The sequence below is a fragment of the Paractinoplanes brasiliensis genome (genome assembly GCF_004362215.1).
Classification (GTDB): domain Bacteria; phylum Actinomycetota; class Actinomycetes; order Mycobacteriales; family Micromonosporaceae; genus Actinoplanes; species Actinoplanes brasiliensis.
The window spans coordinates 1,666,381-1,693,063 of the sequence record NZ_SNWR01000001.1 but is presented as its reverse complement, the minus strand read 5'-3'; the positions used below and the strand labels follow the sequence as shown (position 1 = coordinate 1,693,063).

Below are 26,683 nucleotides of genomic sequence, written 5' to 3'. Positions count from 1 at the left end.
TCACGGTGGCCGGGAGGACGTGCGGGTGATGAATCGGGTCTGGGCGGCGGGCACGCTGGTGGTTCTGCTCGCGGTGCTCGCCGTCGTCGCGTGGCAGATGATCCCGTGGCACCGGCCGCCCGCCCCGCGTGCCGACCAACTCGCCGCGCTCGAACAGCTCCCGGCCGACCAGGTGGCCCGCGGGCGCGCGTTCCACGCCGAGCTGCGCCCGGGTTCGTACGCGTCGATGCTGTTGACCTTGATCGTCGCCCTGGTCGTCGGGCTCACCCCGCTCGGCGCCTGGCTCGTCACCCAGGCCGGCCGGCCGTTCGGCGGGCACTGGCTGGCCCAGGCGGTGCTCGGCGGGTTCGCCGTCGTGCTGGTCACCGAGGTGGTCACGTTGCCGCTCGCGGCCTGGCGGCACACGATCGTCGTCCGCTACGGCATCTCCACCCAGTCCTGGGGCGCGTGGACGATCGACCTGCTCAAGTCGTTCGCCGTCGGCGCGGTGATCGGCGGCCTGGCGCTGGCCGGCTTCTACACGGTCACCCACTTCGCGCCGCGCTGGTGGTGGGCGATCGGGGCGGCGGGCGCGGCCGGGCTGGTCGTGCTGCTGTCGTTCGTGTTGCCGGTGGTGGTCGAGCCGGTCTTCAACAAGTTCACGCCGATGGCCGACGGTCCCTTGCGTACGGAGCTGATCGAGCTGGCCGCCCGTGACGGCGTGCCGGTGAAGGATGTTCTGGTCGCCGACGCGTCGCGCCGCACCCGAGCCGTCAACGCCTACGTCTCCGGTCTCGGCCCGACCCGGCGCATCGTCGTCTACGACACGATGCTCAAGGAGGCCGAGCCGGCCGAGGTCGTCTCGGTGGCAGCCCACGAGCTCGGCCATGCCAAGGACGGCGACGTCCTGACCGGCACGATCCTGGGCGCCCTGGGCACGGCGGCCGCGGTGATCGCGTTGTTCCTGCTCGGCTCGTGGCAGTGGCTGCTCGCCCGGGCCGGCGTCGACACCATCTCCGAACCGCGCGCCATCGGCCTGCTCCTCGCCGTGGCCACGCTCGCTGGCCTGACAGCCGGGCCCGCGCAGGCCTTCGTGTCGCGGCGCATCGAGGCCCGCGCCGACGAGCACGCCCTCGTCCTCACCGGCGACCCGGCGACGTTCGAGGCGATGCAGCGCCGCCTCGGCACGGTCAACCTGTCCGACCCCGACCCGCCAGCCTGGGAGCACGCCATGTTCGCCTCACACCCGTCCACCGTGGAACGGATGGCCGCCGCCCGCGCCTTCGCCCGGGGCGCGCGCTGATGGGCCGCACCCTGCTGGTCACCAACGACTTCCCGCCCCGTCCCGGCGGCATCCAGCAGTTCGTGCACAACCTGGCGGTCCGTCAGCCGGCCGGCTCCGTGGTCGTCTACTCGTCGACCTGGCGCGGCGCTGAGAAATTCGACGCCGAGCAGCCGTTCGAGGTGGTGCGGGAAAAGACCGGCATGCTGCTGCCGACGCCCGCGGTGGCCCGCCGAGCGGCCGAGATCGCGCGGGCGTACGACTGCGACCGCGTCTGGTTCGGCGCCGCCGCCCCGCTCGGCCTGCTCGCCGACGGTCTGCGCCGCCGCGCCGGCATCACGCGCGCGGTCGCCCTCACCCACGGCCACGAGATCGGCTGGGCCGCCCTGCCCGGCGCGCGCGGCCTGCTCCGCCGCATCGGGCGCGGCAACGACGTCGTCACCTACCTCGGCGACTATCAGCGCACCCGGCTCGACCGGGCGTTGCACGGCCTGACCACCCTGGAAAGGCTGGCGCCGGGCGTCGACGTCGACGCGTTCCACCCCGGCGTCGACGGCGGCGAGGTCCGGGCCCGGCACGGCCTGAGCGACCGGCCCGTGATCGTCTGTGTCTCACGCCTCGTGCCGCGCAAGGGCCAGGACATGCTGATCCGCGCCCTGCCGACGATCCGCCGCCGCGTCCCCGGCGCGGCGTTGCTGCTGGTGAGCGGCGGGCCGTACCGCAAGACGCTCGCGCGGCTGGCCCGCGACCACGACGTGGAGAACGACGTCGTCCTCACCGGTTCGGTGCCGTGGCCCGAGCTGCCGGCCCACTACGCCGCCGGGGACGTCTACGCGATGCCGTGCCGCACCCGGGCCGGCGGCCTCGACGTGGAAGGCCTGGGCATCGTCTATTTGGAGGCGTCGGCCACCGGCCTGCCCGTGCTGGGCGGCGACTCGGGCGGCGCCCCCGACGCCGTCCGCGAGGGCGAGACAGGCTACGTGGTCGGCGGCCGCGACCTCGAAGCGATCGCGGCCCGCCTGACCGAGCTGCTGAGCGACCCCACCCGGGCCAAGACGCTGGGCGCGGCCGGCCGCGCGTGGGTCGAACGGGAGTGGCGCTGGGAAACCCAGGCGTCCCGCCTCAACAACCTGCTGAACCCGTCCTAAAGGACGTCGCCCAGGGCGGCTATCAGGTGGGGCTTGGCGGGGACGCCGGTGGCGCGTTTGGCGACGCGGCCGTCGCTGTCCAGGACGAGCAGGGTGGGCGTGCGCCAGATGCCGAGCGCCCGGACGGCTTCGAGGTGGCTCTCGGCGTCGACCTCCACGTGCTGTACGCCGGGGATCATGCCGGCCACCTCTTCGCTGACGCGACGCACGGCCCGGCAGGGGGCGCAGAAGGCGGAGGAGAACTGCAGGAGGGTCGCCTTTGACTCGCCCACACCGAGCTCGTCGAGCAGAGCGGCGTCGAGGCGCCGGCCCGCGGCGCTGGGGTCGGTTCCGGTTCCCTCGAACACGCCCGGCTCCTCTCGTTCGTCCGCCTTCACTGTGCCCGTTCCCCTCGGCCGGGCCGCATCGTCGGGAATCGCTGTGCCGAGGACCTGGCCCATGGGTGCGCGGGGAGTTCGTCCGGCATTTCCGGTGAGGGCGACATCTCGGATTTGACCGTCCGTGTGGCTTCGCCACCACCCGATCGCGACGCCTACGGCCAGCACGGCAATGATCGCGGCGGCACCCACCAAATCCATAGGACTACTCTGTCACGCCGATCCTCGAGAGGCGAGGTCAAGCGACCCAGCCCACCCTGTGAGGGTCGACGAACCCGTACTGCCCGGCCGGGCCGAGGCGGAACCGGCGTCGGGCGAGCGGGCCACCCATGAACGGGGGCGACCGGTTCCCGGTGTCGCCATCGTCGAATCGACGACCGGAAATGATGTTTTCCTTGGCTTTTGTCGCGTTCATGCTGGTTAGGTGCCTCTCATAGATGGGCCTGGGCGAGCCGGGCGGGTCGTGGCATGGTCGGCGCAGGACGGCTCGGAACCGGTGAGGGTCGCTTGACCGGGGGAGTAGGGCGATGTGGACAGGGGTGCAGCGGTGCGCTGCGCGTGGTGCGCTGAGGGTGCGGTGGTGCGGGTGGGGTGGTGCTGTGCGGAGCAGGGGGTGCGAGGGAGGCGTCGTTGCTTCGCGGCCTGGCCCCTTGATGGCCACTGCTGTCAGATGCCGGCCGTTTCGATCAGCTCGGGAGGCTTCGGGGGTGCGGTGGTGGACGGTGTGGTGAGGGTCCGGGTGAGGTTGCGGGTGCCGGGGATCAGTAGCTGGACGGCGGCGGACAGGCCGAGCACCCCGGCGCACACGATCAGGACGCGGTCGGTGCCGTAGGTGGTCGAGAGCGGGCCGGCCAGGACGTTGCCGAGCGGCATGGCGATGAACGACGTGAGGTAGTCCCATGAGGAGACGCGGCCCAGCATGCGCTGCGGGACGTTGTCCTGGATGGCCGTCTCCCAGGCCACGTCGAAGAAGATCAGGCCCGCGTAGCCGATGACGGCGCCCGCGATGACGGCGATCAGTTCGGCCGGCCACACGTACGCCAGGGCCCACAGCGGCATGAGCAGCAGGGTCAGCCACCCGGCCCGCAGCAGCCGGCGGGGCTTGAAGCGCAGCGCGACGGCCGCTCCCAGGACGCCACCCAGGCCCTCGGCGGCGGCGATGAAGCCCGCCGCGGACGCGCCGCCCAGGCGTTCGATCGCCACGACCTGGACGAGCACCAGGATGATGCCGTTGGCGACGTGGTAGAGCGTCGCGCTGAACAGGCCGCCGATCAGCCAGTCGCGCTTGCTGATCTCGCGCCAGCCCTCGGCGAGTTCGGTCAGCATCGACGTACGGGGTCCGCGTTCGGCCCGCACCCGCAGCATCAGGGCGGCGACCGTGGACGCCAGGAAGCTGACCGCGTTGACCGTGAACCCGGCCGAGGCGCCGAACGCGGCCACGGTCAGGCCGCCGAGCGCGGGGCCGGCCACCTGGCTGCCGGTCTGCAGCATGCTGAACGTCGCGTTGGCCGACTGCCGCTTCTCGGCCGGGACGAGCAGCGGGCGCAGCGCGCCGAAGGCCGGGTCGAAGAAGCTCGCGGCCCCGGTCGAGATGGCCGCCAGGCCGCAGAGCAGCACGAGGTGGTAGCCGTCGCTCACGAACATCAACGCCATGGCGGCCGCGGCGAGGAGACGTACGAGATCGGAACCGACCATGACGTGCTGGGGCTGCAGACGGTCGGCCCACACGCCGCCGAAGAGGGTGCAGGCGAGCCGGGCCACGATCGACGACGCCATGACCAGGCCGAGGTCGCCGGGTCCGCCGCCGGCCAGCACGACGGCGACGGCCAGGGCGACGGTCTGGAAGCCGTTGCCCACCCAGGACAGGGTCTGCCCGATCGCGAGCAGACGGAAGTCAGAGATCCGCATGACGGAGAAACTAGTTCACCGTCTAACTATTAGCAATCTAAAAGTAAGATGCTGGCAGAATGGCGATCATGGAGCAGGACAGCGTTGATCAGCACGTGGCTCGGTGGGCGGCGTTCTGGAAGGACGAGCCGGCCTTCGCGCCCGAGGTGGAAGGGGCGCTGGTACGGATGAACTTCATCCAGCGCGAGGCCCGGCGAGCCGACGCGGCCGCGTTCGCCGAGTCGCGGGAGCTGTCGTCCGAGGACTACAAGACCCTCCACGTGCTGATGGTCCAGCCGTGGCCGATCGAGGCGACGCCCGCGCAGCTGGCCGAGGCGGCCAAGGTCACCCGGGCCGCGATGACCAGCCGGCTTGATCGTTTGGTGGCGGCCGAGCTGGTGACCCGCGAGAACGACGAGACCGACCGCCGGCGCGTGCTGATCCGGCCGACGGCCGCGGGGCGCGCGATGTGGAGCAAGTACATCTTCGAGGGCATGGCCCGCGACCAGCGCCTGCTGCGGGCGCTGACGTACGAGGAATTGATCCAGCTCAACGTGCTGCTGCGGAAGGTCGTTCTCGACCTGGAGGGCTGAGATGCCCGTCACGGGGGCGCGGCGGCGGCAGAAGCGCTGGTGGGTGCGACCCTGGCGGCATGGAACTCGATCCGCGCGGGCAGCGGTTCGCCGCCACGGTGACCAGCGTCGTTCTCGTCGTCGTGCTGGCGACCGGGTGGGGGTGGCCGGCGCTGGCTCAGGCGGTGGTTTTCGCGATCTCGGCGGTCGATCCGCGGCGCGGGCCTTACGCGTACGTGTATCGCGCTCTGGTTCTTCCCCGAGTGGGGCCGCCGGTCTCGCGGGAACCGGGTGCGCCCGTACGATTTGCGCAGTTAGTCGGATTTAGCTTTATGGCTGTCGCGAGTGTCGGGTACCTCTCCGGGGTGACGGTGCTGGGGGTGGTTTTCGCCGCGTTCGCGTTGCTGGCCGCCTTCCTGAACGCCGCTTTCGGGTTGTGTCTGGGGTGCGAGGCGTATCTCGCGATCCGGCGGCTGAGCGCTAAAAGCGCATAAATGCGAAATGTCGGAAGGGTGGTCGTCGGCACGACACGCCCGGTGGGGGACCGGGCGCTGACGTCGTGGGGAACGTACGCCTAGAACTTGGGGGCGTCGGGGGCCTCGAGCAGGCCGAGCCGCAGGGCCGTCATCAGGGCCTGAGCACGGTTGGCGGCGCCCAGTTTCTCGTACAGCTTGGAGATGTGGGTCTTGGCCGTCGACTCCGACACGAACAGCTGCTTCGCGATGCCCGCCACGCTCATGCCGTCGGCCAGCAGGCGCAGCACCTGACCCTCGCGCGGGGAGAGCTGCGGGCCCGAGGGGGCGAGCCGGCGCTTCATGGCCTCGGCCAGGTCGGCCGCGGTGAAGGCGCTGGGCGCGGAGGCGGCGTGCCGGGCGGCCGCGACCACCTCGTCGGCCGGGGCGGTCTTGGGAACGAACGCGCTGGCGCCGGCCTCGAGCGCCCCGAAGAGCTGGTCGTCACCGGCATACATGGTGAGCACCACGATGCCCATGTTGGCGTTGTTCTTGCGGAGGGCTTTGGTCGCCTCGAGGCCACTGCCGTCGGGCAGTCGGAGGTCCATGATCACGACATCCGGTTGCAGCGCACCGGCCTGACGGACCGCCTCGGCGGCCGTGGCCGCCTCGCCGACGACCTCGAACTGACGGTCGCGCTCGAATGCGTGTCGCAGCCCCTTACGAATCAAGTCATGATCGTCAACAAGGAGGACCTTGGTGCGCGCAGTCGGCGCCGGACTGGTCGACATGCTCGGGTTACTCCCCTTCTGGAGCGGAAACGCTATCCCGCACGCTATCGCGCCTGGCAGGGGATCCGAGCACTACGGCAACGGTTGTCCCGCTGGGGTGTCGCGGCGTGATCTTCAATCGGCCCCGGATCCGTTCGGCCCGCTCGGCCATGATGGTCAGGCCGTAACGACCGTCCGGGCGGTCGTCGGCGAAGCCCCGGCCGTCGTCGGAGACCTCGATCTCGGCGTACGGCGGGTCGACGGTGCAGGTAACCCACAGATTAGAGGCTCCGGCGTGCTTACGCGCATTGGTGATCGCCTCTTGGGCGATACGTAGCAACTCGGCCTCCGTCGCGGCGGGCAGCCGGGCCGTCGACTCGTCGAACGTGAAGTGCACCCGCAGACCGGCGGACGTGCCGAGAGTGCGCGCGTACTCGGCGATCGCGGCCGCCAGCCCGCCGTTGCGGTCCACCTCGGAGCGCAGCTCGAACAGGCTCAGCCGCAGCTCGGTGATCACGCGGGTCACCTCGGCGCGCAGCGCCCGCAGCTCCTCGGCCGTCTCCTCGGCGCCCTCGGGCAGGGTGGCCTGCGCGTTGTCGATGCCGTAGCCGACCATGACGAGTTCCTGAGCGACCCCGTCGTGGATCTCGCGGGCGAGCCGCTGACGTTCCTCATTGGTGGCCAGCGACCGCACGTCGTCGAAGAGCAGGGCGGCTTCCAGCCGCAGGGCGGCGGCGTCGGTCACCCAGGTGACCTCGTTGACGGTTTCCTTCGGGTACGCGTTGGCGACATCGCTCTCGAGGATGACCAGCCCGATCGTGCGTACGCCGGCGACGAGCGGGACGACCAGGGAGGACACCTCGCCGCGGCGGCTGGACCGGGCCTGGGACCGGCTCGCGACCTGCGGCTGCTGGCTGGCCCAGGCGTCGGCGATCGCGGAGTCGGCGTCGAGCGTGACCTCCCAGTCGACCCGCTCGACCCCGGTCTGGGCGAGCACGACCAGCCGCCCGCCGCCGCTGGCGGACAGCACCGCGGCCCGGTCGGATGGCTTGACCAGGCGCAGTTCCTCGAGCAGGTGCTCCGAGATGCCGCCCGGGTCGAGCGTGGCGCCCGGCAGCGACCTGGCCACGCTGCGCAGCTGGGTGAGCAGGCGGGTGGCTTCCGCGTACGGCTGGGGGGTGGGCTCGGAAGGCTGCATGAACTGGCGCATCGTGTCGGCCGCGAACGTGATGATCGCGCCGAGCACGAGCCACTGGCCGCCGACCGCGAGGAATCCGGGCTGGGTGATGACCTCGCCGGCCAGGGTGCCGCCGACCACCAGCGAGACGGCCGCGACGCCGAGCAGCGCCGCGCCCTCGGTGGGGCGGCGGCGCAGGGCCGCGGTGAGCAGCGGCACCGCCAGGTAGGGCATGACGGCTTCGGCGCCGAAGCCGGCGGCCAGCGTGTTGTTGCTGTCGCTGGCCGCGGCGACCGAACCGGCCGCGAGACAGGTGACGACGACCTCGGCGAACCGGCCCAGCGGGGCCAGCAGGTGATGATCGGGGGCGAGCACCGCGGGCAGCCCGGCGGTGGCGAGAAGCGCTATCCACAGGAGCTGCCCCGGGTCGCCGGTGGCGATCACGGTGAGCGCCGCGACCAGCGCGAGCATGACGATGCGCGCGGCCACCGCGAGCGGTTGGACGCGCGCGGGGAAACGGGTCAGCACCGGCACCTGAGGGATGGTAGCCGCCTGCCCGCCCGAGGGCTCGTCGTGCCTGGCCCGGCCGCCGGGAATGTCGCAGGCGGGAGGTAGCCTCCGTGCATGGCGGATACCTCGACCCAGTCGATCCAGGTTCATGCGCCCCTCGACCGTGTGGCCGCGGTGATCAGCGACTTCCCGCGCTACACCGAGTGGGCCGAGGCGATGAAGCAGGTGGAGGTCCTCGAGGAGTACGAGGACGGCTACGCCTGCCGCGTCCGGTTCGTCATCGATGCCGGGGTGATGGCCGACGACTACACGCTCGAGTACGCGTATGCCGACGATCTCTCCCGTATCGAGTGGCACCTGGTCGAGCCCTCGAAGACCCAGAAATCCCAGCGTGGGTCGTACGACCTGGCCGAGGGCGACGACGGCGTCACGACGGTGACGTACACACTTGAGGTCGAGCTCTCGATCGGGATGCTGGGCATGTTCCGCCGCAAGGCCGAAAAGATGATCATGGACACGGCGCTCAAGCAGCTCAAACGCCGGGTCGAGAGCCTGCCGGGCTGAGGACGCTGCAACGGGAGGTTGTCATGGCCGGATCGGCACGGGAAGAGGCCGAGCGGCTCGTCGCCACGGTGCTGGCGCGGGCTGTCGCGGGGCAGGCGTTCAGCGATCGGCGCTGGGCGACGGGTGATCCGGAGTGCTGCGTGTGCCCGGTGTGCAAGGCGATCGCGGCGATGCGCGACCCGAACCCCGAGACGGCGGCCCGGCTGGCCGGCAGCGCGAGCGATCTGGCGGGCTCGGTGGCGGGACTCCTGCGCTCGGTCTCGGCGATCGTGGGGGAGAAGCCGAAACCGGCGCCTTCCGCTCCGGTTGCCGAGCCGGGGAATGCCGACCAGACGTGGTCCGCGGCGACACGAGCCGGCAGCAACACGGCCGATTCGGCGTGGGCGGCGGCGGTGAACGCTGCCCCGGCCGAAGCGCCGAGCGGCGATCCGTGGTCCGCGGCAACCGATGCTGAGGGAACCGCAGGCGCTGAAACCGGCACGCTTTCCGCGGATGAATCGGATTTGTCCGACGAAGAAGGGGCGGCGGTCAGCCGCGAGGCTGCCAGTGGCGAGGCGGGCAGTGGCCGCGTCGGGAGCGAGGTCTTCGGCGATGTCGTGAGGGACGATCCGTGGGCGGCGGCGACCACCACCAGTGCGGCGGCGGTGGCCGAGCGGCACGCTGCCGAGGTGGCCGGACGGCGGGCGGCCGAGCTGGCGGAACGGCGGGCGGCCGCGTTGCGGGCCGCTGCCGAGGCGGAACGGCGGGTGGCCGAGGCCGTTGAGCTGGCGAAGGCGCGCCGGGCGGCCGAGGCAGTGGGCGACGTCGCGGCGACCGGGGGCGCGCAACGCGCGGGCGGGACCCGAAGGTTGGATGTATGGGCGGCGGCCACCGCTGATGCGGGTGTTGCCGACTCCGGCCCGGGCGACCGGGTGGATCATGATGCGGTAGTGAGCGGTGACGAAGCGGGCAGTGCCGCCCAGGACGACGCCGAGCAAAGGGACAATTGAGGGGACGGCAGCGTGACGCTGACCATCGGAGTCGACGTCGGCGGCACGAAGGTGGCCGGTGGGGTGGTTGACGAGCACGGCACCGTGCTGGCTTCGAACCGGCGGGACACCCCCGCCGAGGACCCGGCGGGCACCCGGGACACGATCGTCGAGGTGGCGGCCGAGCTGGCGCAGCAGTTCCCGCAGGCGGTCGCGGTCGGCATCGGGGCGGCGGCGTGGATCGACGCGCCCGGGGCGACCGTGCTGTTCGCCCCCAACCTGGCCTGGCGGGACGAGCCGCTGCGCGACTACGTGAGCAAGGCTGTCGGCCTGCCCACCGTGCTCGAGAACGACGCCAACGTGGCCGCCTGGGCCGAGTTCCGGTACGGCGTGGCCCGTGAGGCGGACGACTCCATGGTGATGATCACCGTGGGCACCGGGATCGGTGGCGGCATCGTGCTGAGCGGCAGGCTGTGGCGGGGCGCCAACGGCATCGCGGGGGAGCTCGGCCACATCCAGTCGGTGCCCGACGGCCACCCGTGCGGCTGCGGCCGGCTCGGCTGCCTCGAGCAGTACGCCAGCGGCAACGCGCTGGTCCGGTTCGCGCGGGCGGGCGCGCGGCAGGAACCGCACCGTGCCGCGAAGCTGCTGGAGCTGGCCGGCGGTGACCCGCTGGCGATCACCGGCCGCCAGATCACCGAAGCGGCCCGGGCGGGCGACGGCGTGGCCTGCGACGCGTTCGGCCAGATCGGCTACTGGCTGGGTGTGGCGATGGCCGACCTGGCGCAGAGCTTCGACCCGCAGATCCTGGTGGTCGGCGGGGGCGTGGTCGACGCCGGCGAGCTGCTCATGGCCCCGACCCGCAACACCTATCGCGACCAGCTCGAGCAGCGCGGCCGGTTCCCGGTGGCCGAGGTGCGGGCGGCCGAGACGGGCAACACGGCCGGCGTGGTCGGCGCGGCCGACCTGGCCCGGCGCATCTGAGACGGCGGAGGTCACCAGGATGCCCGGCGCCTCGCTGCGGGTGGTCAGCTACAACGTCCACGGCCTCAAGGACGACCGGGCCGCCCTGGTCGGCCTGATCCGCGACCTGGCGCCCGACGTCCTGGTGATGCAGGAGGCGCCGCGCCGGTTCCGGTGGCGGCACAAGTGCGCGGCCCTCGCCGGCGACCTGGGTCTGGTGGTGGCCGCCGGCGGTCTGCCCTCGCTGGGCAATCTGCTGCTGGTGAGCCTGCGGGTGGCGGTGCACGACACCTGGTGCATGCGCTACCCGCTCACCCCGGGCCGGCATCTGCGCGGCGCCGCGTTCGCCCGGGGGTCGGTGCGCGGGGGCCGGTTCACCGTCTCGGGCTCGCATCTGGCGACCGACCCCACCGAGCGGCCCGCCCAGGCGGCGCTGTGGAAGCAGGAGCTGAGCCGCCTCGACGGTCCGGTGATCGCGGCGGCCGACCTCAACGAGGGCCCCGGCGGCGGCGCGTGGCGCACGGTCGAGGACGGCTTCACCTCGTACGGGGAAGCCTCTCCGACCTTCCCGGCGACGCTGCCGAACCGGCGGATCGACGGCATCTTCGTCACCCCCGACATCACGATCGAGAAGTACGAGGTCGTCGAGTCCGACCAGGCCCGCCGGGCCAGTGATCATCTTCCGGTGGTCGCCGACCTGTTGGTCCCTTCCGAGTAGGGCTCAGGTTCTGGCAATATCGCCGGGTGCCCGACAATTCCGACCGACCCGAGGTCGCCGACCGTCGTGACGCCGTGTGCGTCATCGGCGCCGGCGCCAGCGGTCTCGCCGCGATCAAGAACCTGCGCGAGCACGGCTTCGAGGTGGACTGTTACGAGCGCGAGACCTCGGTCGGCGGCGCCTGGAACTGGCGGCACGACCGCAGCCCGGTCTACGCCGGCACCCACCTGATCTCGTCGCGGCCGCTGACCGAGTTCCCCGACTTCCCGATGCCGGACACCTGGCCCGACTATCCGGACCACCATCGGGTCCTGTCCTATCTCGAGCGGTATTCGCGGCATTTCGACCTCGAGCGGGACGTCTGGTTCGGCACCGAGGTCGTCTCGGTCGTGCCGGCCGGCGACGGACGCTGGGACGTGACCACCCAGTCCACCGGCGGTGGGTCGTCACGGGTGCAGCGGTACGCGGGTGTGGTCATCGCGAACGGGCACAACTGGGCGCCGCGCAAACCGGACATCCCCGGCGACTTCGGCGGCCAGCTCATCCACTCGGCCAAGTTCAAGGACCCGGCGCAGCTGCGCAAACGCAAGGTGCTGGTGATCGGCGGCGGCAACACCGGCTGTGACATCGCGGTCGAGGCGGCCCAGCAGGCGTCCACGGTCTGGCACTCCACCCGCCGTGGTTACTGGTACGCGCCCAAGTACGTGTTCGGCCGCCCCGCCGACCAGGTCAACGACCGCTTGCTCGCGCTCCGCCTGCCGCTGTGGCTCCGGCAGTGGCTGTATCGCCGGACGCTCGCCCTGACCACCGGCGACCTGACCCGCTACGGCCTGCCCGAGCCCACTCACCGCCCGTACGAGAGTCACCCCATCGTCAACAGCCAGCTCCCGTACTACCTGGGCCACGGGCGGATCACGCCGGTGCCCGATGTGACCGCCTTCGACGGCGCCTCGGTGGTGCTCGCCGACGGCAGCCGCATCGAGCCCGAGCTGGTGATCACCGCCACCGGTTATCGTCCGCGTTTCGAGTTCCTCGCCCCCGAGGTGCTCGACACCGGCGAGGACGGGCGGCCCGACCTGCACCTGCACGTGTTCGCCCGCAAGCACCCGACACTGGCCGTGGTGGGGCTGGTGCAGGCCGACTTCGGGCTGTTCCCGCTGGCGCACTGGCAGAGCGTGGCCGTCGCCCGCTGGCTGCGGTTGCGTGCCGCCGATGCCGAGCGCGCCACGGCCGTACAGCAGAAGGAATCGACCCGGCCGCTCGCGAGCTGGTCGCGGCGGCGGGTGGTGCCGAGCCCGCGGCACTGGTTCGAGGTCGACCACGTCGACTACCTGCGGGCCGTCGAAGGTCTGCTGCGTGAGATGGAGCCGTCGAAATGACCGGTGTGCTGCGCTTCGACGACTGGACCAATCCGGTGCCGCCGGTCGAGCGTGAGGTCGTCTCGATGACGGAGGAGACCGACGCCAAGCTGCCGCCGCTGCTCTTCGTGCCCGGCCTCGGTCACGGAGCGTGGGCGTTCGCCGAGCACTGGCTGCCCGCGACGGCGGCCCGCGGCTTCCCGGCGTACGCGCTCACCCCGCGCCCGGGCGGCGACCTGCGGGCCCACGTTCACGACGTCGTGCAGGTGGCCGCGTCGCTGCCGCGCCAGACGGTGCTGGTCGGTCACGGGACGGGGGCGCTCGTGGTGGCGTACGCGATGGGCCGTTACCCGGCGCGAGCGGCGGTGCTGGCGGCGCCCGTCATGGACGGCAGGCCGACGTTGTGGGCGGCGTTGCGGACCAACCCGTTCGGCACGCTGCCCGCGATCTTCGGCGGCCGGCTGCGGCTCAACCGCAAGCAGCTGTTCTCACCCGGCCTGCCCGACGAGCGTGCCCGCGAGATCCTCGACCGGCTCGACGCCCGGCCCCGCCGTGAACTGGTCACCCATAAACCCGCGCCGGACCCGGCCGGAGACCCGCCCGTGCTGGTCGTGGGCAGCCCCGACGACCGGGTCGTGCCGCGCAAGTCGCTGGACCGCACCGCCACCCGGTACGGCGGAGCGCCGCTGCTGTTCCCCGGCATGGGCCATGACCTGCTGCTGGACGTGGCCTGGGCCGAGCCGATCGAGGCGATCCTGGACTGGCTGACCAAGGAGTTAGGGAACTAGCACCGGCTTCTCGAGCGAGGTCAGGTAGGCGCGCGCCCAGGCGTGGATGTCGTTGGAGGTGATGTACGCCCGCATCGCCTTCATCCGGGTGGCCAGTTCCTCGGGCGGGGCGGCCAGGGCCTGCAGCAACGTCTCCTTCAACCCGTCGACGTCGTGCGGGTTGACCAGGAACGCGTCCTCGAGCTCGGCTGCCGCGCCGGCGAACTCGCTGAGCACCAGCGCGCCGGTGTCGTCGCGCCGGGCGGCCACGAACTCCTTGGCCACCAGGTTCATGCCGTCGCGCAGCGGGGTCACCACCATGACGTCGGCGGTCTGATAGAGCGCGGCCAGGTCGGCCCGGTCGAACGGCTGGTTCAGGTAGTGGATGGCGGGCTCGCCGACCCGGCCGTACTCGCCGTTGATCCGCCCGACCTCGCGCTCGATCCGGTCGCGCAGCCCGCGGTAGCTCTCCACGCGTTCCCGGCTCGGCACGGCCACCTGCACCATCACGGTGTCGCGAACCTTGATCCGGCCGTCGCGCAGCAGTTCCGAGTACGCGGTGAGCCTGTGCTCGATGCCCTTGGTGTAGTCGAGCCGGTCGACGCTGAGCAGCACCCGCTTGTGCGCGCCGAGGTCGTGCCGCAGCTGGTGGGCCTGGTTCACCACGTACGGCCGGGCATTGAGGGTCCTCATCTCGGCGACGTCGATGGAAACCGGGAACGCGCCAGTTCGCACCACCCGGTCGTCCAGGATGATCGCGTCGTCGGCGCCGCGCGTGCCGAGCAGCTTGGCCGCCAGCTGAGCGACGTTGTGGGCCGCCTGGGGGCGCTGGAAACCGACCAGGTCGGCGCCGAGCATGCCCTGCAGCAGCTCGAGCCGGCGGGGCAGCTGCATGAACAGCTCGGGCGGCGGAAACGGGACGTGCAGGAAGAACCCGATGCGGACGTCGGGGCGCAGCTCGCGGATCATCTGGGGGACCAGCTGCAGGTGGTAGTCCTGCACCCAGACGGTGGCCCCGGGCTCGGCCACCTCGGCGGCGGCCTCGGCGAAGCGCCGGTTGACCGCGCGGTAGGCCAGCCACCACTCGCGGTCGAAGACGGGCTGCTCGACCGCGTCGTGGTAGAGCGGCCAGAGCGTCGAGTTGGCGAAGCCCTCGTAGTAGCCGCGGAGCTCGTCCTCGCTGAGCGACACCGGGCGCAGCCGCAGGGAGCCGATGTCGGGCAGGTCGCGGGCCGGACCTGTGCCCCCGCCCCAGCCCACCCACGTCGACGGGGTCTGCTCGAGGATCGCGTGCAGCGCGCCGGCCAGCCCGCCGGGACTTCGGCGCCACTCGCACGCTCCGTCGGGCGCGACGTTGTCATCGAGGGGAAGACGGTTGGCGACGACGACCAGCGAGCTCTGGCGCATCACCGAAGGTTATCGGATGGCTACCCAGATATATACCGACAGTGGTCTATGGAACATTTCACACCGCGGGAAGCGGCTCGCTCAGACCACCGCGCCGTCGTCGTAGTCGTCCTCGTCGTCACCGGAACGCAACCGCCAGACCAGCGTCACCGCGCCGCCGACGATGGCCGCGAAGCCGAGCAACGTCACGTAGTCGCGGTCGATCGGCAGCATCGTCGGGAACAGGAAGAGCAGGAACCCGACCACCACGCCGAGCACGCCGAGGACCGCGTACTTCGAGATGCGCGGCAGCGGCGGGGGCGGCGGCGGGATGTACCGCTCCTCGTCGTCCTCGTCGTCGGGCAGGTCGTTGCCGAACGTGTCGAGGCCGTCGAGCAGCGACGGCTCCTCGGCCGGAGGGTCGGTGCGCCGACGGTTGAGCGACACGCCCGAGAAGTCGGCCGCGTTGGAGAGCCCACCCGTACGCGGTGGCTCCTTGGGCCGTTCCACGCTCTCGGAGGCGGGCCACGGCTCGGACGTCGGGTCGACGGTGGTGTGGAAGCCCGCCACGATCTTGGCCCACTCCGCCTCGACATCGACATCGGTGCGCGGCTCGGACGTGGGATCGGCGGGCGGCGGCGTGGGCGGCTCGCCCCCTGTCACCTGGTGCAGATGCTCGCGGGCGACCTCGAGGTGGGCGCGGTCGACATAGAGCCGGTCGATCGGCCGCGCGGGCAGGGTGGTGGCGCGCAGAATGGGATTGAGATCGGCCGTGGGCTGCAGGTATGCCGCGATCCCGCCGGCCGCCAGCACGTCGAGTAAGTGTTCACCGACGCGCGGATCCACGTCGCCCGCGACCGCGTAATCGGCCGCGTCGAGCCCGTTGTCCCGCCGCCCGCGGCGGGCGCCACCCGCTGTCACTCCTGCACACTCCCTCGCCGACCGTGCCTTGAATGGTGACACGACATGGACAGGTTGCGGGAGTGCGTTGTGGCGCGCCGTCCCGCTTCGTACGCTTCCTAGACGCTCGGACGTCCCGGGAAGGACACCGTGTTCTACTGGCTGCTCAAGTTCGTGGTCCTCGGACCCGTGCTCAAGCTTCTCTTCCGCCCCGATGTGCGCGGACTGTCGCACCTGCCCCGGACAGGGCCGGTGATCCTGGCCTGCAACCATCTGTCGTTCTCCGACTCGATCTTCACACCCCTGGTGGTGGACCGCAGGGTGACGTTCGTCGCCAAAGCGGAGTACTTCACCGGCAAGGGGATCAAGGGCTGGCTCATGCGCCAGTTCTTCAGTGGAACGGGGACGATCCCGGTGGACCGTTCGGGCGGAAAGGCTGCCCAGGCGGCCCTCGACACGCTGCTGCGGGTGCTGCGCGAGGGCGGTGTGGCGGGCATCTATCCCGAGGGCACCCGCTCGCCGGACGGGCGGCTCTATCGGGGCAAGACCGGAGTGGCCCGCCTGGTGCTCGAGAGCGGGGCCGTCGTCGTGCCGGTCGCGCTGCTCAACACCGACGAGATCCAGCCCACCGGCACCCTCATGCCCAAGATCAAGCGTGTGCGCATGAGGTTCGGCGCGCCGCTGGACTTCTCCCGCTACGAGAGCACCAAGGGCGACCGGTTCGTCGAGCGCGCCATCACCGACGAGATCATGTTCGAGCTCATGGCGCTCTCCGGGCGCGAGTACGTGGACGTCTACGCTTCCAAGCTGAAAACCACGATCGAGGCTCCTAAGCCGCATTCATCCCAGCGCGACGCCGCAGAGCCTGCAGATCGGTGACGACGATGCGGCGGCCCTCGGTGCGCAGCCAGCCACGGCTGGCGAACGAGCCGATCGCCTGATTGACGCTCTGCCGTGAGCCGCCGGCCATCTCGGCCAGCTGGCTCTGGTTGAGCTCGATCGTGATCATCGGAGCCTGGCTCTCGCCGGCCAGCCGCACCAGAGTCTTGGCCACCCGGCCGGGCAGGTCGAGGAAGACGTGGTCGGTGTTCTGCTCGGTCAGCCGCCGGATCAGCGCGCCGACCGAGCGCATCACCGCGTCGAGGATGCGCGGGTTCGCGTGCACCAGGTCGATGAACGCGGACCGCGACAGGGTGAGTGCCTGGCAGTCCTCGATCGCCTCGGCCGAGGCGCTGCGGGCCGACGCGTCCAGAAGGGACACCTCGCCCAGCACGTCGGGCGGACGGACCACGGTGAGCACCGCACGTTCCCCGGTCGGGGCCGTGCGGAAGATGGCGACGGCGCCACGTTTCAGGATGATCAGGGATTCGCCGGGGTCGTGCTCGACGAAGATGATCTGTCCTTTGCGGTACGTACGCGGGACTGCCGTGGCGATGACCCGTTGCCGGACGTCCGGCTCCAGGCCGGCGAACATCTCCACGCCGGTCAGCGCGTCGCCGTTGTCCGGCATGCGATGGTCCACGGCGTCATCCCTCCCCCGGTGGGGGCCGTGTCGGCAAAGCGTGCCGCGTCGGCCCCACGACGCGAACGATCACTCTTAGCACACAGCAACCCACCGGCGCCATTTCTGCGCACCTGTACCGCCGGCGCCTCATAGGATCATGTCGCGCTGGTCGCTATCTGTAAACACCTGAATGCCATGAGTGAACGTTCCCGGTGTGGGGTCCTCATGTGGGGGTCGCCCAACCAGTCCGTCGCATTTACCTGTTCTGCCGTGATAATCCCGCCGTGCCGGATGCTGAGCTTCTTCGATCAACGCTGCGGGACGAGTGGCATCTCGTGCCGCGCGAGATCATCGCCCTGGACGACGTGCTGCTCTCGCGCGGATGGGAGGTGACAGCCGGAGGCCGTACGTACGTCGTGCGCCTGTGCGACACCGGCGCCCGGCTCCCGGTCGAGGCCGGCCTGGCCGCCACCGAGCATCTGCGGGCCCGGGACATCGCCGCCGGTGAACCCGTACGCACCCTGGCCGGCGGCCTCACCGCGCAGACCGAGGCCGGGGCGCTCGCCGTGCTGCACCGCGTGCCGGGCCGGCGTCTCGACGGCGGCGACCCGGTCGACCAGCAGTGGTGGGGCGATCGCCTCGGGGCGGTGCACCGGGCCCTGCAGGGCTTCCACCACCCTGGCCTGCGCTCCTGGCAGCCGCTGGACGCGGAGGCGGCCCACCTCGACGCCGAGCCGTGGCTGCGGGCCGCCGTGGCCGACGCGGCGGCCGCCGCCACCCGTCTGACGATCACGGACCGGCTCACGTACGGGGTGCTGCACGGCGACCCCGCCCCCGGCGTCTTCGTGGTCGACCCCGGCACCGGCCGCGCCGGCCTGCTCGACTGCGGGGCGAGCGGGGTCGGCCCGCTGGTGTACGACGTGGCGGCGGCCGTGCTGTACGCCGGGGGCCCGCAGCGGGCGGGTGAGCTGCTCGACGGCTACCTGGCGGCGGGTCCGGTCGAGGCCGGGGAGCTCGAAGCCGCGCTGCCGGTGCTGCTGCGCCTGCGCTGGGCCGTCAAGGCCGACCGGGCGGCCCGCGCGGGGTGCTCGAAGGGCCTGCGGCGCGCACGGGAGGCCCTGGAGTCGGCGCCCGGATGACGATGGGCCAGGATGGGACCCGATGGTCTACCGCTATTTCTACGACTGCGAGTTCATCGAGGACGGGCGCGTGGTCGACCTGGTCTCGATCGGTGTCGTCGACGAGTTCGGCCGCGAGTTCTACGCGGTCAGCACGGAGTTCGACGACAGCCGTGCCATTCCCTGGGTCCGGCGCAACGTGCTCGACAAGCTGCCCTCACCGTCCGACAAGGCGTGGCGCTCCCGTGAGCGGATCCGCGACGACCTCTACGCGTTCCTCAAGGAGCCGGTCGCCGGACGCGACGAGCAGATCGAGCTGTGGGCGTGGTTCGCCGCTTACGACCACGTCGCGCTGGCCCAGCTGTGGGGCGCGATGCCGGCCCTGCCGCGTGACCTGCCGCGCTTCACCAAGGACCTGCGTCAGCTGTGGGACGACAAGGGCCGCCCGCCGCTGCCCGCCATGTCCGGACGGCACGACGCGCTGGTCGACGCCCGGCACAACCTGGCCCGCTGGCGCGCGATGGGTGGCTGACGTCGCCGTTCGGCCTGCCTGTGGCCCGCGCTCTCGTTCGGCGCGCCTCCGGCCTCTGCTGGGATACGCCAAGGCGGCCGCGACCGGAAGGACTCCCGCCGCCGGCGAGAACGAAACGGTCAGGCTTTAAGGGGCGGATGTATCCGGCTGGTGAGCGGCGACTAGAGTTCGGGTCGCGGCCCGCCCCGGGCCGGCAACGCTGCCGAAGATCTCCCTGGGGCTCGACGGGCTCTCTGCTTCTCGCATACCCGATCTGGGAGGACGAGCTAAATATGCGTATCGGCGTGCTCACCGGCGGCGGCGACTGCCCCGGTCTCAACGCGGTGATCCGGGCGGTGGTCCGCAAGGGCGTCGCCGCTTACGGTCACGAGTTCGTCGGCTTCCGCGACGGCTGGAAGGGCCCGCTCGAGGGTCTGACGAAGCCGCTCGGCATCGCCGAGGTCCGCGGCATCCTGCCCCGGGGCGGCACCATCCTGGGCTCCTCGCGCACCAACCCGTTCAAGATCGACGGTGGTGTCGAGAAGATCAAGGCGAACCTGGCCGAGCAGGGCGTCGACGCGCTCGTGGCGATCGGCGGCGAGGACACCCTCGGCGTCGCCACCAAGCTCAACGATCTGGGCGTCAACGTCGTCGGCGTGCCCAAGACGATCGACAACGACCTCAACGCCACCGACTTCACGTTCGGCTTCGACACCGCGGTCAACATCGCGATGGAGGCCATCGACCGGCTGCACACCACCGCCGAGTCGCACCACCGCACCCTGGTCGTCGAGGTCATGGGCCGGCACGCCGGCTGGATCGCGCTGCACGCCGGCCTGGCCGGTGGCGCCAACGTGATCCTGCTGCCCGAGCGTGAGTTCGACGTCGACCAGGTCGCCACGTACGTGACCAAGCGTTTCCAGGTCGAGTACGCGCCGATCGTCGTGGTCGCCGAGGGTGCGCACCCGCTCGCGGGCCAGATGGCGCTGCAGAGCCAGGAGCTCGACTCGTTCGGTCACGTCCGCCTGGGCGGCATCGGCCAGTGGCTCGCCGAGCAGCTGGAGGCCAAGACCGGCAAGGAGGCGCGCACCGTCGTCCTCGGTCACATCCAGCGTGGCGGCACCCCCTCCGCGTTCGACCGCGTGCTCGCCACCCGGTTCGGCCTGCAGGCGATCGACGCCGTGCACGAGGGCGATTTCGGTAAGATGATGGCGCTGCGGGGCACTGACATCGTGCGCGTGCCGCTGATCGACGGCACCGGTGAGCTCAAGACCGTGCCGCTGTCGCGGTACGAAGAGGCCGAGGTCTTCTTCGGCAGCTAGGTCCAGCTTTCGGGTGAGGGGCGGCCGTCGGTCGCCCCTCGCTTCGTTTCTGACGAGGGGCGCCAATGACCAAGCACAGTGTCGCCGTGATCGGCGCGGGCAAGCTCGGCGAGCTGGTCCTGGCCGGACTGCTGCGCTCCGGGTGGACGCCGCAGCAGGTGCTGGCCACCACCCGGCGTCCCGAGCGGGCGGCCGAGCTGGCCGAGCGGCACGGCATCCGCCCGGTGCTCAACCTGACCGCGGTGACGCAGGCCGACGTCCTGCTGATCGCCGTGAAGCCGCAGGACGCGGGCAAGCTGCTCGACGACTTCGGCATGAAGGTGCCGCCGGACAGGCTGGTCGTCTCGCTCTGCGCCGGCCTGCCCACCAGCTTCTTCGCCGAGCGCCTGCCCGGCGGGATCCCGGTCGTGCGGGTCATGACCAACACGCCCGCCCTGGTCGACCAGGCGATGACGGCGATCTCGCCCGGGCCGTACGCGACCGACGAGCACCTGGCGATCGTCGAAGAGGTCTTCCAGCCGCTCGGCCGCACTGTGCGGGTGCCCGAGAGCCAGCAGGACGCCGTGACGGCGGTGTCCGGCTCCGGCCCGGCCTACTTCTATCTGCTGGTCGAGGCGATGGCCGACGCCGGCGTGCTGCTCGGGCTGCCCCGCAACGTCGCCCACGAGCTGGCCGTGCAGACCGCCGTCGGCTCGGCGATCATGCTGCGGGACTCGGGGGAGCACCCGGTCAAGCTGCGCGAGTCGGTCACCTCCCCGGGCGGCACGACGGCTGCCGCGCTGCGTGAGCTCGAGAACCACGGGTTGCGGGCTGCATTCCTGAGCGCGCTGGAGGCAGCCCGCGATCGTGCCCGCCAGATCGCCACCGAGATGACCACCAAGAACTGAGTTCTAGTACCAGATGGCGATCTTGGAGCCGTTGGTTTCCTCGGGTGGGCTGGGGTGGCTGAGCGCCGTCCCGGTCGCCATCCGGTGGGCTGACCAGGCCACCGCGGCCGCGTCCAGGATGTCGTCCGGCGGCGCCTGACCGGCCGGGCCGATCTGGTCGGGCAGAACAATCCCGTTGCGGGCCAGCAGCTCGCGCCGGCGGGCCTGGCCGGTCCACGTCTTCTTCGCGTACTGCAGGGGCTCGCCGGCCATGGTGCGGAACGAGACCTCCGGGTGCGCCTCGAAGAGCAGCCCCGGATGCCGTTCCCAGATGGCGTTGGCCTCCAGCAGCTTGGGCCGCAACGCCCAGGACTGGCGGCTCAGCCCGGCGCCGGTCAGCTCGCGGCACAGCCGGTTGGCCGCGGTGAAGTCGGCTTCCTGCCAGACCGCGCGGGGCGGAACCCGGAACACGCTGCCGCGGCGCGGTCCCAGTTCCTCGGCCGCGAGCGTGTCGGCGGCCCGCCAGCGGTCGGGCAGCATGCCCAGGGGGATGTCCACGCCGATGACCGAGGCGCCGGAGCTGCCGGCGACTATCTCGTACAGCGTGGAAGCCAGCACGGCCCGGCCGAACGCGCCGTCGCGCAGCTCGACGCCGACCCAGCCGAGCGCGTACGCATCGACACCTATTACTCGGACACTCATCGGCGGCGTACGGCCAAAGGGACAACGACGTCGGAGTTGGTCATGAACGCAGACTACGCGCTGTGTCCGTCAGAGTGCACCCTGTAGCCGTCGGCGCGACAAAGTTAAGCCTTTGCGTAATCCCTCGCCACTGTCTTGACGATTATGAATGCCTGTGACTACGGTCTCCCCCAACGAACTTTTTGGAAAGTTTCCTAACTGTTCAAAGAGGAGACCCAGTGCAGAAATCCCTCCGCCGCGCCACCTGGGTGTCGGCGATCGTGGTGGTGGCGGCCACCGCCGCGGTCCCGGCCACCCAGGCGTCGGCTGCTGCGGCCTGTGCCCCCGCGTGGTCCTCCACCGCTGTCTACGTCAAGGACAACGTCGCCTCTCAGAACGGCCACAACTACACCGCCAAGTGGTGGACCCAGGGCGAGTCGCCCGCCACCAAGAGCGGCCAGTGGGACGTCTGGATCGACAACGGTGTCTGCGGCGGAACGACGCCCCCCACCACGCCCCCCACCACCCCGCCCACGACTCCTCCGACGACGCCCCCCACGACCCCGCCCACCACGCCGCCGACCACCCAGCCGCCCGGCCCCAGCGGCAAGAACGTCGTCGGCTACTTCGCCCAGTGGGGCGTCTACGGCCGTCAGTACTTCGTGAAGAACCTGGTCACCTCCGGCTCGGCCGCGAAGCTGACCCACCTGCTGTACGCGTTCGGCAACACCACCGGCGGCCAGTGCACGATCGGCGACTCGTACGCCGACTACGACATGGCCTACACCGCGGCCAACAGCGTGGACGGCGTCGCCGACACCTGGGACGCCGGCGCGCTGCGCGGCTCCTTCAACCAGCTGCGCAAGCTCAAGAAGGCGTACCCGAACATCAAGATCATCTGGTCGTTCGGCGGCTGGACCTGGTCCGGCGGCTTCACCCAGGCCGCGGCCAACCCGACCGCGTTCGCCAACTCGTGCTACAACCTGGTCAAGGACCCCCGCTGGGCCGACGTCTTCGACGGCATCGACCTCGACTGGGAGTACCCGAACGCCTGCGGCCTGACCTGTGACGCCAGCGGTCCCGCGTCGTACAACAACGTGATCACCGCGGTGCGCAACAAGTTCGGCAACAACTTCCTGGTCACCTCGGCGATCTCGGCGGACGGCTCGAACGGCGGCAAGCTCGACGTGGCCGACTACGCCTCCGGCATCTCGAAGCTGAACCTGGTCTTCCCGATGACCTACGACTACTTCGGCGCGTTCGCCCCGCAGGGCCCGACCGCCCCGCACTCGCCGCTGAACTCGTACTCCGGCATCCCGCAGCAGGGCTTCTGGTCCGACGCGGCGATCCAGAAGCTCAAGAGCAAGGGCGTCCCGGCCAGCAAGATGCTGCTGGGCATCGGCTTCTACGGACGCGGCTGGACCGGCGTCAGCCAGACCGCCCCGGGCGGTTCGGCCAGCGGCGCGGCCCCCGGCACGTACGAGGCCGGCATCGAGGACTACAAGGTGCTCAAGAACAGCTGCCCGGCCACGGGCACGGTCGGCGGCACCGCGTACGCCAAGTGCGGCAGCAACTGGTGGAGCTACGACACCCCGTCGACCATCGCCGGGAAGATGGCGTACGTGAAGCAGCAGGGTCTCGGCGGAGCGTTCTTCTGGGAGTTCTCCGGCGACACCGCCAACGGTGAGCTGATCACCGCGATCAAGAACAACCTGTAAAGCCTGCATCTCCTCAGAAAGGAAGCGGGGCACCGGGCGCAAGCTCGGTGCCCCGCTTCCGTACGCTTTCCCCTATGCAGCGAGAGTGGCATCAGCTGAGCTACCCGGGAGTGGGTCACCAGGCCCTGCAGACGTCCCGCCCGTCGACCGACTCCGCCGAGGACGAGGCTCTCGGTCTCGACCGCTGGCGCAGCCTGCCCCGGGTGCAGATGCCGCCCTGGGCCGACATGGACGAGGTCGCCTCGGTCTGCCAGGTGCTCGACAACGTGCCGTCCATCGTGGCGCCCTACGAGGTCGACCAGCTCCGGGCCAAGCTGGCCGACGTCTGCGAGGGCCGGGCGTTCCTGCTGCAGGGCGGTGACTGCGCCGAGACGTTCGGCGACAACACGGAGAGCCACCTGCTGGCCAACGCGCGCACCCTGCTGCAGATGGCGGTCGTTCTCACGTACGGGGCCTCGATGCCGGTCGTGAAGGTCGCGCGCGTCGCCGGGCAGTACACCAAACCCCGTTCCGCCCCGACCGACTCGCTCGGACTGCCGGCGTACCGGGGCGATCTGATCAACTCGCTCGACGCCAACGAGGCGGCCCGCGTCGCCGACCCGCAGCGCATGATCCGGGCGTACGCGAACTCGGCCGCGGCCATGAACATGCTGCGCGCCTACCTCGCGGGCGGCCTGGCCGACCTGCACGGGCTGCACGACTGGAACAAGGACTTCGTCCGCGCCTCGCCGGCCGGGGAACGTTACGAGGCCATCGCGCGCGAGATCGACCGCGCTCTCGACTTCATCCGCGCCTGCGGCATGACCGACAACGAGGCCCTGCGTACGGTCAGCCTGTACTGCTCGCACGAGGCGCTCGCGCTCGAGTACGACCGCGCTCTCACGAGGGTGAGCGGCGGACGGGCGTACGGGCTCAGCGGTCATTTCCTGTGGATCGGCGAGCGGACCCGGCAGCTCGACCACGCGCACATCGACTTCGTCAGCCGCATCGCCAACCCGATCGGCGTCAAGCTCGGGCCGGGCACCTCGCCCGAGACCGCGATCGAGCTGTGCGAGAAGCTCAACCCGAACAACATCCCGGGCCGGCTCACCCTGATCAGCCGGATGGGCAACGGCCGGGTCCGCGACGCGCTGCCGCCGATCGTGGAAAAGGTGAACGCGTCCGGGGCCAAGGTCGTCTGGCAGTGCGACCCGATGCACGGCAACACACACGAGTCGTCCAACGGCTACAAGACCCGCCACTTCGACCGGATCGTCGACGAGGTGCTCGGGTACTTCGAGGTGCACCGCGGCCTCGGCACCCACCCCGGCGGCATCCACATCGAGCTCACCGGCGAAGACGTGACCGAGTGCCTGGGCGGCGCGCAAGGCATCGAAGACCTCGACCTGCCGGGCCGCTACGAGACGGCCTGCGACCCGCGCCTCAACACTCAGCAGAGCCTGGAGCTCGCGTTCCTGGTGGCGGAGATGCTTCGTGGTTGATCTTCGGTCGGACACGGTCACGCGGCCCACGGCGGCCATGCGGGAAGCCATGGCGGCGGCGCCGGTGGGGGATGACGTCTTCGGGGACGACCCGACGGTGCTGGCGCTGGAGGAGCACGTCGCCGGGCTGTTCGGGCACGAGGCGGCGTTGTTCGCCCCGTCGGGGACGATGGCCAATCAGATCGCGTTGCAGCTGCACGTTCAGCCGGGGTCGGAGCTGCTGGCCGGGGCGGATGCGCACGTCGTCACGTACGAGCTGGGGGCGGCCGCTGTTCTCGGGGGCATTTCGACCCGTACGTGGCCCTCGGTCGGCGCCGATCTCGACGTCGAGCAGATCGCCGGCATGATCCGGCCGGTGGGTTATCCGTCGGTGCCCACCCGGGCGATCGCCGTCGAGCAGACCCACAACCTCGGTGGTGGCTCGGTCGTGCCGCTCTCAGTTCTTCGCGATTTACGGGATTTGTCGGAAAAATCGGGTGTGGGGCTGCACTGTGACGGCGCCCGCATCTGGCACGCGCACGTCGCCGACTGCGTGCCGCTGGCGGAGTACGGCGCGGTGTTCGACACGCTGTCGGTGTGCCTGTCCAAGGGGCTGGGCGCGCCGGTGGGGTCGCTGATCGTGGGCAGCCGCGAGCGCATGGCCCAGGCCCGCGTGATCCGCAAACGCCTGGGTGGGGGCATGCGGCAGGTCGGCATCCTGGCGGCGGCCGGTCTGCACGCGCTCGAGAACCACATCGACCGCCTGGCCGACGACCACGCCCGCGCCCGCCGCCTGGCCGAGGCGCTGGCCCCGCTGGGCGTGGTTGACCCGTCGAAGGTCCGCACCAACCTGGTGCCGCTCGACCTGTCGAAGTCGTCGCTGGACGCGCCCACCCTGACCGGCCTGGCCGCGAAGCAGGGCGTGCTGATCTCGCCGATGCTGCCCTCGGTGGCCCGCGTGGTCACCCACCTCGACATCGACGACGAAGGACTCGACCAGGCCATCGTAGTTCTGGGCGGCCTGCTTAGCGCCGAGCTGTAACCCCAGCGCCAAGATCCTCATCGTCGGCTGTGGCAATGCCGAGACCTCAACCAGTGAAGCCGAGTTGTGCGACCTGGTGCGCTCATGGGATCTGGCGAGACCGTGGCAGGCGAGTGTCTTCAAGCCGCCGAAGATGCTGAGGACATGGCCGGCGGATCATCTCAGCGTCGCTGTATGTAACGGGGGTCACAGCCGTCGGCGGAGTTCCTGGCAGACGGAGCGGAACATGTCGGGCCGGTTGTGGAAGTCCATGCCGCGCTGCCACATCGCCGTGTTGAGGCGGGTGCCGTCGTGCAGGGTCAGCATCACGGTGCCGCCGGCCGGGATCCGCCACGGGCCCGCGCGATAGGCGACGTTCTCGACGGTCACCGCCGCGATCGACGGCCACGGGATCGTACGGGTTCGGAACACGCCCCGGATCCGCAGTGCGGCTTCGCTCAGGTACAGCCCCATCCGGACCACCTGCCAGGAGCCGGCGGCCCACGCTACGGCCAGGGCCGCGGCCAGCAGCCAGCCGGCGGCGTCGCCGAGGGAGAACAGGCGCACGGTGGTCCAGTGGAGATATGTCAGGCCGGCGGCCTCCCAGGCGATGACGACCCACCGGCCCGCGCTGGGTGGATAGGCGCGGGACCACTCTGCGTTCATGGCCGGTACTGACGGACGGCGCCGCAAAAACGCTCTCA

At 70.9% G+C, this 26,683-nt stretch carries 27 protein-coding genes; 18 read left to right on the top strand and 9 right to left on the bottom strand.

The window, feature by feature from the left end:
- Positions 1–25 precede the first annotated feature (25 nt).
- On the top strand, positions 26–1,282 hold the full coding sequence (locus C8E87_RS07185) for a M48 family metallopeptidase (protein WP_203720925.1): 1,257 nt from the start codon (positions 26–28) through the stop codon (positions 1,280–1,282).
- The gene (locus C8E87_RS07180; RefSeq protein ID WP_133872352.1) at positions 1,282–2,409 is read left to right on the top strand and encodes a glycosyltransferase family 4 protein; all 1,128 of its coding nucleotides are present in this window, start codon (positions 1,282–1,284) and stop codon (positions 2,407–2,409) included. Before C8E87_RS07185 ends, C8E87_RS07180 begins: the two co-directional genes overlap by 1 nt.
- On the opposite strand, the gene C8E87_RS07175 is transcribed toward C8E87_RS07180, so the two are convergent.
- Positions 2,406–2,756: a thioredoxin family protein gene (locus tag C8E87_RS07175; RefSeq protein WP_239080609.1), complete on the bottom strand. Its 351-nt coding sequence runs from the start codon at positions 2,754–2,756 to the stop codon at positions 2,406–2,408. The genes C8E87_RS07180 and C8E87_RS07175 overlap by 4 nt on opposite strands.
- 696 nt (positions 2,757–3,452) lie before the next feature.
- Entirely contained in the window at positions 3,453–4,694 is a 1,242-nt protein-coding gene (locus C8E87_RS07170; RefSeq protein WP_133872351.1) for an MFS transporter, read from the bottom strand.
- A gap of 59 nt (positions 4,695–4,753) precedes the next feature.
- Here C8E87_RS07170 and C8E87_RS07165 point away from each other — a divergent pair, with 59 nt between their 5' ends.
- A complete protein-coding gene (locus tag C8E87_RS07165; protein WP_133872350.1) occupies positions 4,754–5,266 on the top strand; it encodes a MarR family winged helix-turn-helix transcriptional regulator in 513 nt (170 codons plus the stop codon).
- Positions 5,267–5,325: 59 nt separating this feature from the next.
- Entirely contained in the window at positions 5,326–5,739 is a 414-nt protein-coding gene (locus C8E87_RS07160; RefSeq protein ID WP_133872349.1) for a DUF4395 domain-containing protein, read from the top strand.
- An 80-nt stretch (positions 5,740–5,819) separates the two neighbouring features.
- Here C8E87_RS07160 and C8E87_RS07155 read toward each other — a convergent pair whose 3' ends face one another.
- Together C8E87_RS07155 and C8E87_RS07150 are read right to left on the bottom strand one after the other, a co-directional pair.
- The gene (locus C8E87_RS07155) at positions 5,820–6,488 is read right to left on the bottom strand and encodes a response regulator transcription factor (protein ID WP_133872348.1); all 669 of its coding nucleotides are present in this window, start codon (positions 6,486–6,488) and stop codon (positions 5,820–5,822) included.
- Between the two features lie 7 nt (positions 6,489–6,495).
- Positions 6,496–8,178 (bottom strand): GAF domain-containing sensor histidine kinase, encoded by a 1,683-nt coding sequence (locus C8E87_RS07150; protein WP_438866018.1) that lies wholly within the window; start codon positions 8,176–8,178, stop codon positions 6,496–6,498.
- A 90-nt stretch (positions 8,179–8,268) separates the two neighbouring features.
- Between C8E87_RS07150 and C8E87_RS07145 the strand changes: the two genes are divergently transcribed.
- The 6 genes from C8E87_RS07145 to C8E87_RS07115 are packed head-to-tail and all read left to right on the top strand — an operon-like array spanning position 8,269 to position 13,513.
- Complete coding sequence (locus C8E87_RS07145) at positions 8,269–8,718, top strand: SRPBCC family protein (protein ID WP_133872347.1); 450 nt, start codon at positions 8,269–8,271, stop codon at positions 8,716–8,718.
- Between the two features lie 23 nt (positions 8,719–8,741).
- On the top strand, positions 8,742–9,707 hold the full coding sequence (locus C8E87_RS45360; RefSeq protein ID WP_239080608.1) for a hypothetical protein: 966 nt from the start codon (positions 8,742–8,744) through the stop codon (positions 9,705–9,707).
- Between the two features lie 12 nt (positions 9,708–9,719).
- Positions 9,720–10,670 (top strand): ROK family glucokinase, encoded by a 951-nt coding sequence (locus tag C8E87_RS07130; protein ID WP_133872345.1) that lies wholly within the window; start codon positions 9,720–9,722, stop codon positions 10,668–10,670.
- 19 nt (positions 10,671–10,689) lie between these two features.
- Complete coding sequence (locus C8E87_RS07125; RefSeq protein WP_133872344.1) at positions 10,690–11,367, top strand: endonuclease/exonuclease/phosphatase family protein; 678 nt, start codon at positions 10,690–10,692, stop codon at positions 11,365–11,367.
- A gap of 26 nt (positions 11,368–11,393) precedes the next feature.
- Positions 11,394–12,746 (top strand): flavin-containing monooxygenase, encoded by a 1,353-nt coding sequence (locus C8E87_RS07120; RefSeq protein WP_133872343.1) that lies wholly within the window; start codon positions 11,394–11,396, stop codon positions 12,744–12,746.
- Positions 12,743–13,513: an alpha/beta hydrolase gene (locus tag C8E87_RS07115; protein ID WP_133872342.1), complete on the top strand. Its 771-nt coding sequence runs from the start codon at positions 12,743–12,745 to the stop codon at positions 13,511–13,513. Before C8E87_RS07120 ends, C8E87_RS07115 begins: the two co-directional genes overlap by 4 nt.
- On the opposite strand, the gene C8E87_RS07110 is transcribed toward C8E87_RS07115, so the two are convergent.
- Positions 13,502–14,899: an alpha,alpha-trehalose-phosphate synthase (UDP-forming) gene (locus C8E87_RS07110; protein WP_133872341.1), complete on the bottom strand. Its 1,398-nt coding sequence runs from the start codon at positions 14,897–14,899 to the stop codon at positions 13,502–13,504. The two genes, C8E87_RS07115 and C8E87_RS07110, sit on opposite strands and share 12 nt — an antisense overlap.
- A gap of 81 nt (positions 14,900–14,980) precedes the next feature.
- A complete protein-coding gene (locus C8E87_RS07105) occupies positions 14,981–15,799 on the bottom strand; it encodes a DUF308 domain-containing protein (protein WP_133872340.1) in 819 nt (272 codons plus the stop codon).
- A gap of 129 nt (positions 15,800–15,928) precedes the next feature.
- Between C8E87_RS07105 and C8E87_RS07100 the strand changes: the two genes are divergently transcribed.
- A complete protein-coding gene (locus C8E87_RS07100; RefSeq protein ID WP_133872339.1) occupies positions 15,929–16,657 on the top strand; it encodes a lysophospholipid acyltransferase family protein in 729 nt (242 codons plus the stop codon).
- On the opposite strand, the gene C8E87_RS07095 is transcribed toward C8E87_RS07100, so the two are convergent.
- The gene (locus C8E87_RS07095) at positions 16,608–17,288 is read right to left on the bottom strand and encodes a Crp/Fnr family transcriptional regulator (RefSeq protein WP_236029546.1); all 681 of its coding nucleotides are present in this window, start codon (positions 17,286–17,288) and stop codon (positions 16,608–16,610) included. The genes C8E87_RS07100 and C8E87_RS07095 overlap by 50 nt on opposite strands.
- 278 nt (positions 17,289–17,566) lie before the next feature.
- Here C8E87_RS07095 and C8E87_RS07090 point away from each other — a divergent pair, with 278 nt between their 5' ends.
- The 4 genes from C8E87_RS07090 (at position 17,567) to proC (ending at position 21,120) form a co-directional block, all read left to right on the top strand.
- A complete protein-coding gene (locus C8E87_RS07090) occupies positions 17,567–18,421 on the top strand; it encodes a phosphotransferase enzyme family protein (protein ID WP_133872337.1) in 855 nt (284 codons plus the stop codon).
- Between the two features lie 22 nt (positions 18,422–18,443).
- A complete protein-coding gene (locus C8E87_RS07085) occupies positions 18,444–18,932 on the top strand; it encodes a polyadenylate-specific 3'-exoribonuclease AS (RefSeq protein WP_133872336.1) in 489 nt (162 codons plus the stop codon).
- A 272-nt stretch (positions 18,933–19,204) separates the two neighbouring features.
- A complete protein-coding gene (locus tag C8E87_RS07080) occupies positions 19,205–20,233 on the top strand; it encodes a 6-phosphofructokinase (protein ID WP_133872335.1) in 1,029 nt (342 codons plus the stop codon).
- Between the two features lie 65 nt (positions 20,234–20,298).
- Positions 20,299–21,120, top strand: a complete 822-nt coding sequence (gene proC, locus C8E87_RS07075; RefSeq protein ID WP_133872334.1) for a pyrroline-5-carboxylate reductase — start codon at positions 20,299–20,301, stop codon at positions 21,118–21,120.
- 3 nt (positions 21,121–21,123) lie between these two features.
- Here the strand turns inward: proC and C8E87_RS07070 are convergent, their stop codons facing one another.
- Complete coding sequence (locus C8E87_RS07070) at positions 21,124–21,801, bottom strand: DUF429 domain-containing protein (protein WP_133872333.1); 678 nt, start codon at positions 21,799–21,801, stop codon at positions 21,124–21,126.
- Positions 21,802–22,019: 218 nt separating this feature from the next.
- Here C8E87_RS07070 and C8E87_RS07065 point away from each other — a divergent pair, with 218 nt between their 5' ends.
- The 3 genes from C8E87_RS07065 to C8E87_RS07055 all read left to right on the top strand — a co-directional run bounded on the left by C8E87_RS07065 (position 22,020) and on the right by C8E87_RS07055 (position 26,000).
- Positions 22,020–23,498, top strand: a complete 1,479-nt coding sequence (locus C8E87_RS07065) for a glycosyl hydrolase family 18 protein (protein ID WP_133872332.1) — start codon at positions 22,020–22,022, stop codon at positions 23,496–23,498.
- Positions 23,499–23,572: 74 nt separating this feature from the next.
- Positions 23,573–24,979: a class II 3-deoxy-7-phosphoheptulonate synthase gene (locus tag C8E87_RS07060; RefSeq protein ID WP_133872331.1), complete on the top strand. Its 1,407-nt coding sequence runs from the start codon at positions 23,573–23,575 to the stop codon at positions 24,977–24,979.
- Positions 24,972–26,000, top strand: a complete 1,029-nt coding sequence (locus C8E87_RS07055; RefSeq protein ID WP_133872330.1) for a threonine aldolase family protein — start codon at positions 24,972–24,974, stop codon at positions 25,998–26,000. The genes C8E87_RS07060 and C8E87_RS07055 overlap by 8 nt, the downstream gene beginning before the upstream one ends.
- Positions 26,001–26,186: 186 nt before the next feature.
- Here C8E87_RS07055 and C8E87_RS07050 read toward each other — a convergent pair whose 3' ends face one another.
- A complete protein-coding gene (locus tag C8E87_RS07050) occupies positions 26,187–26,645 on the bottom strand; it encodes a PH domain-containing protein (protein ID WP_133872329.1) in 459 nt (152 codons plus the stop codon).
- Positions 26,646–26,683: the final 38 nt, after the last annotated feature.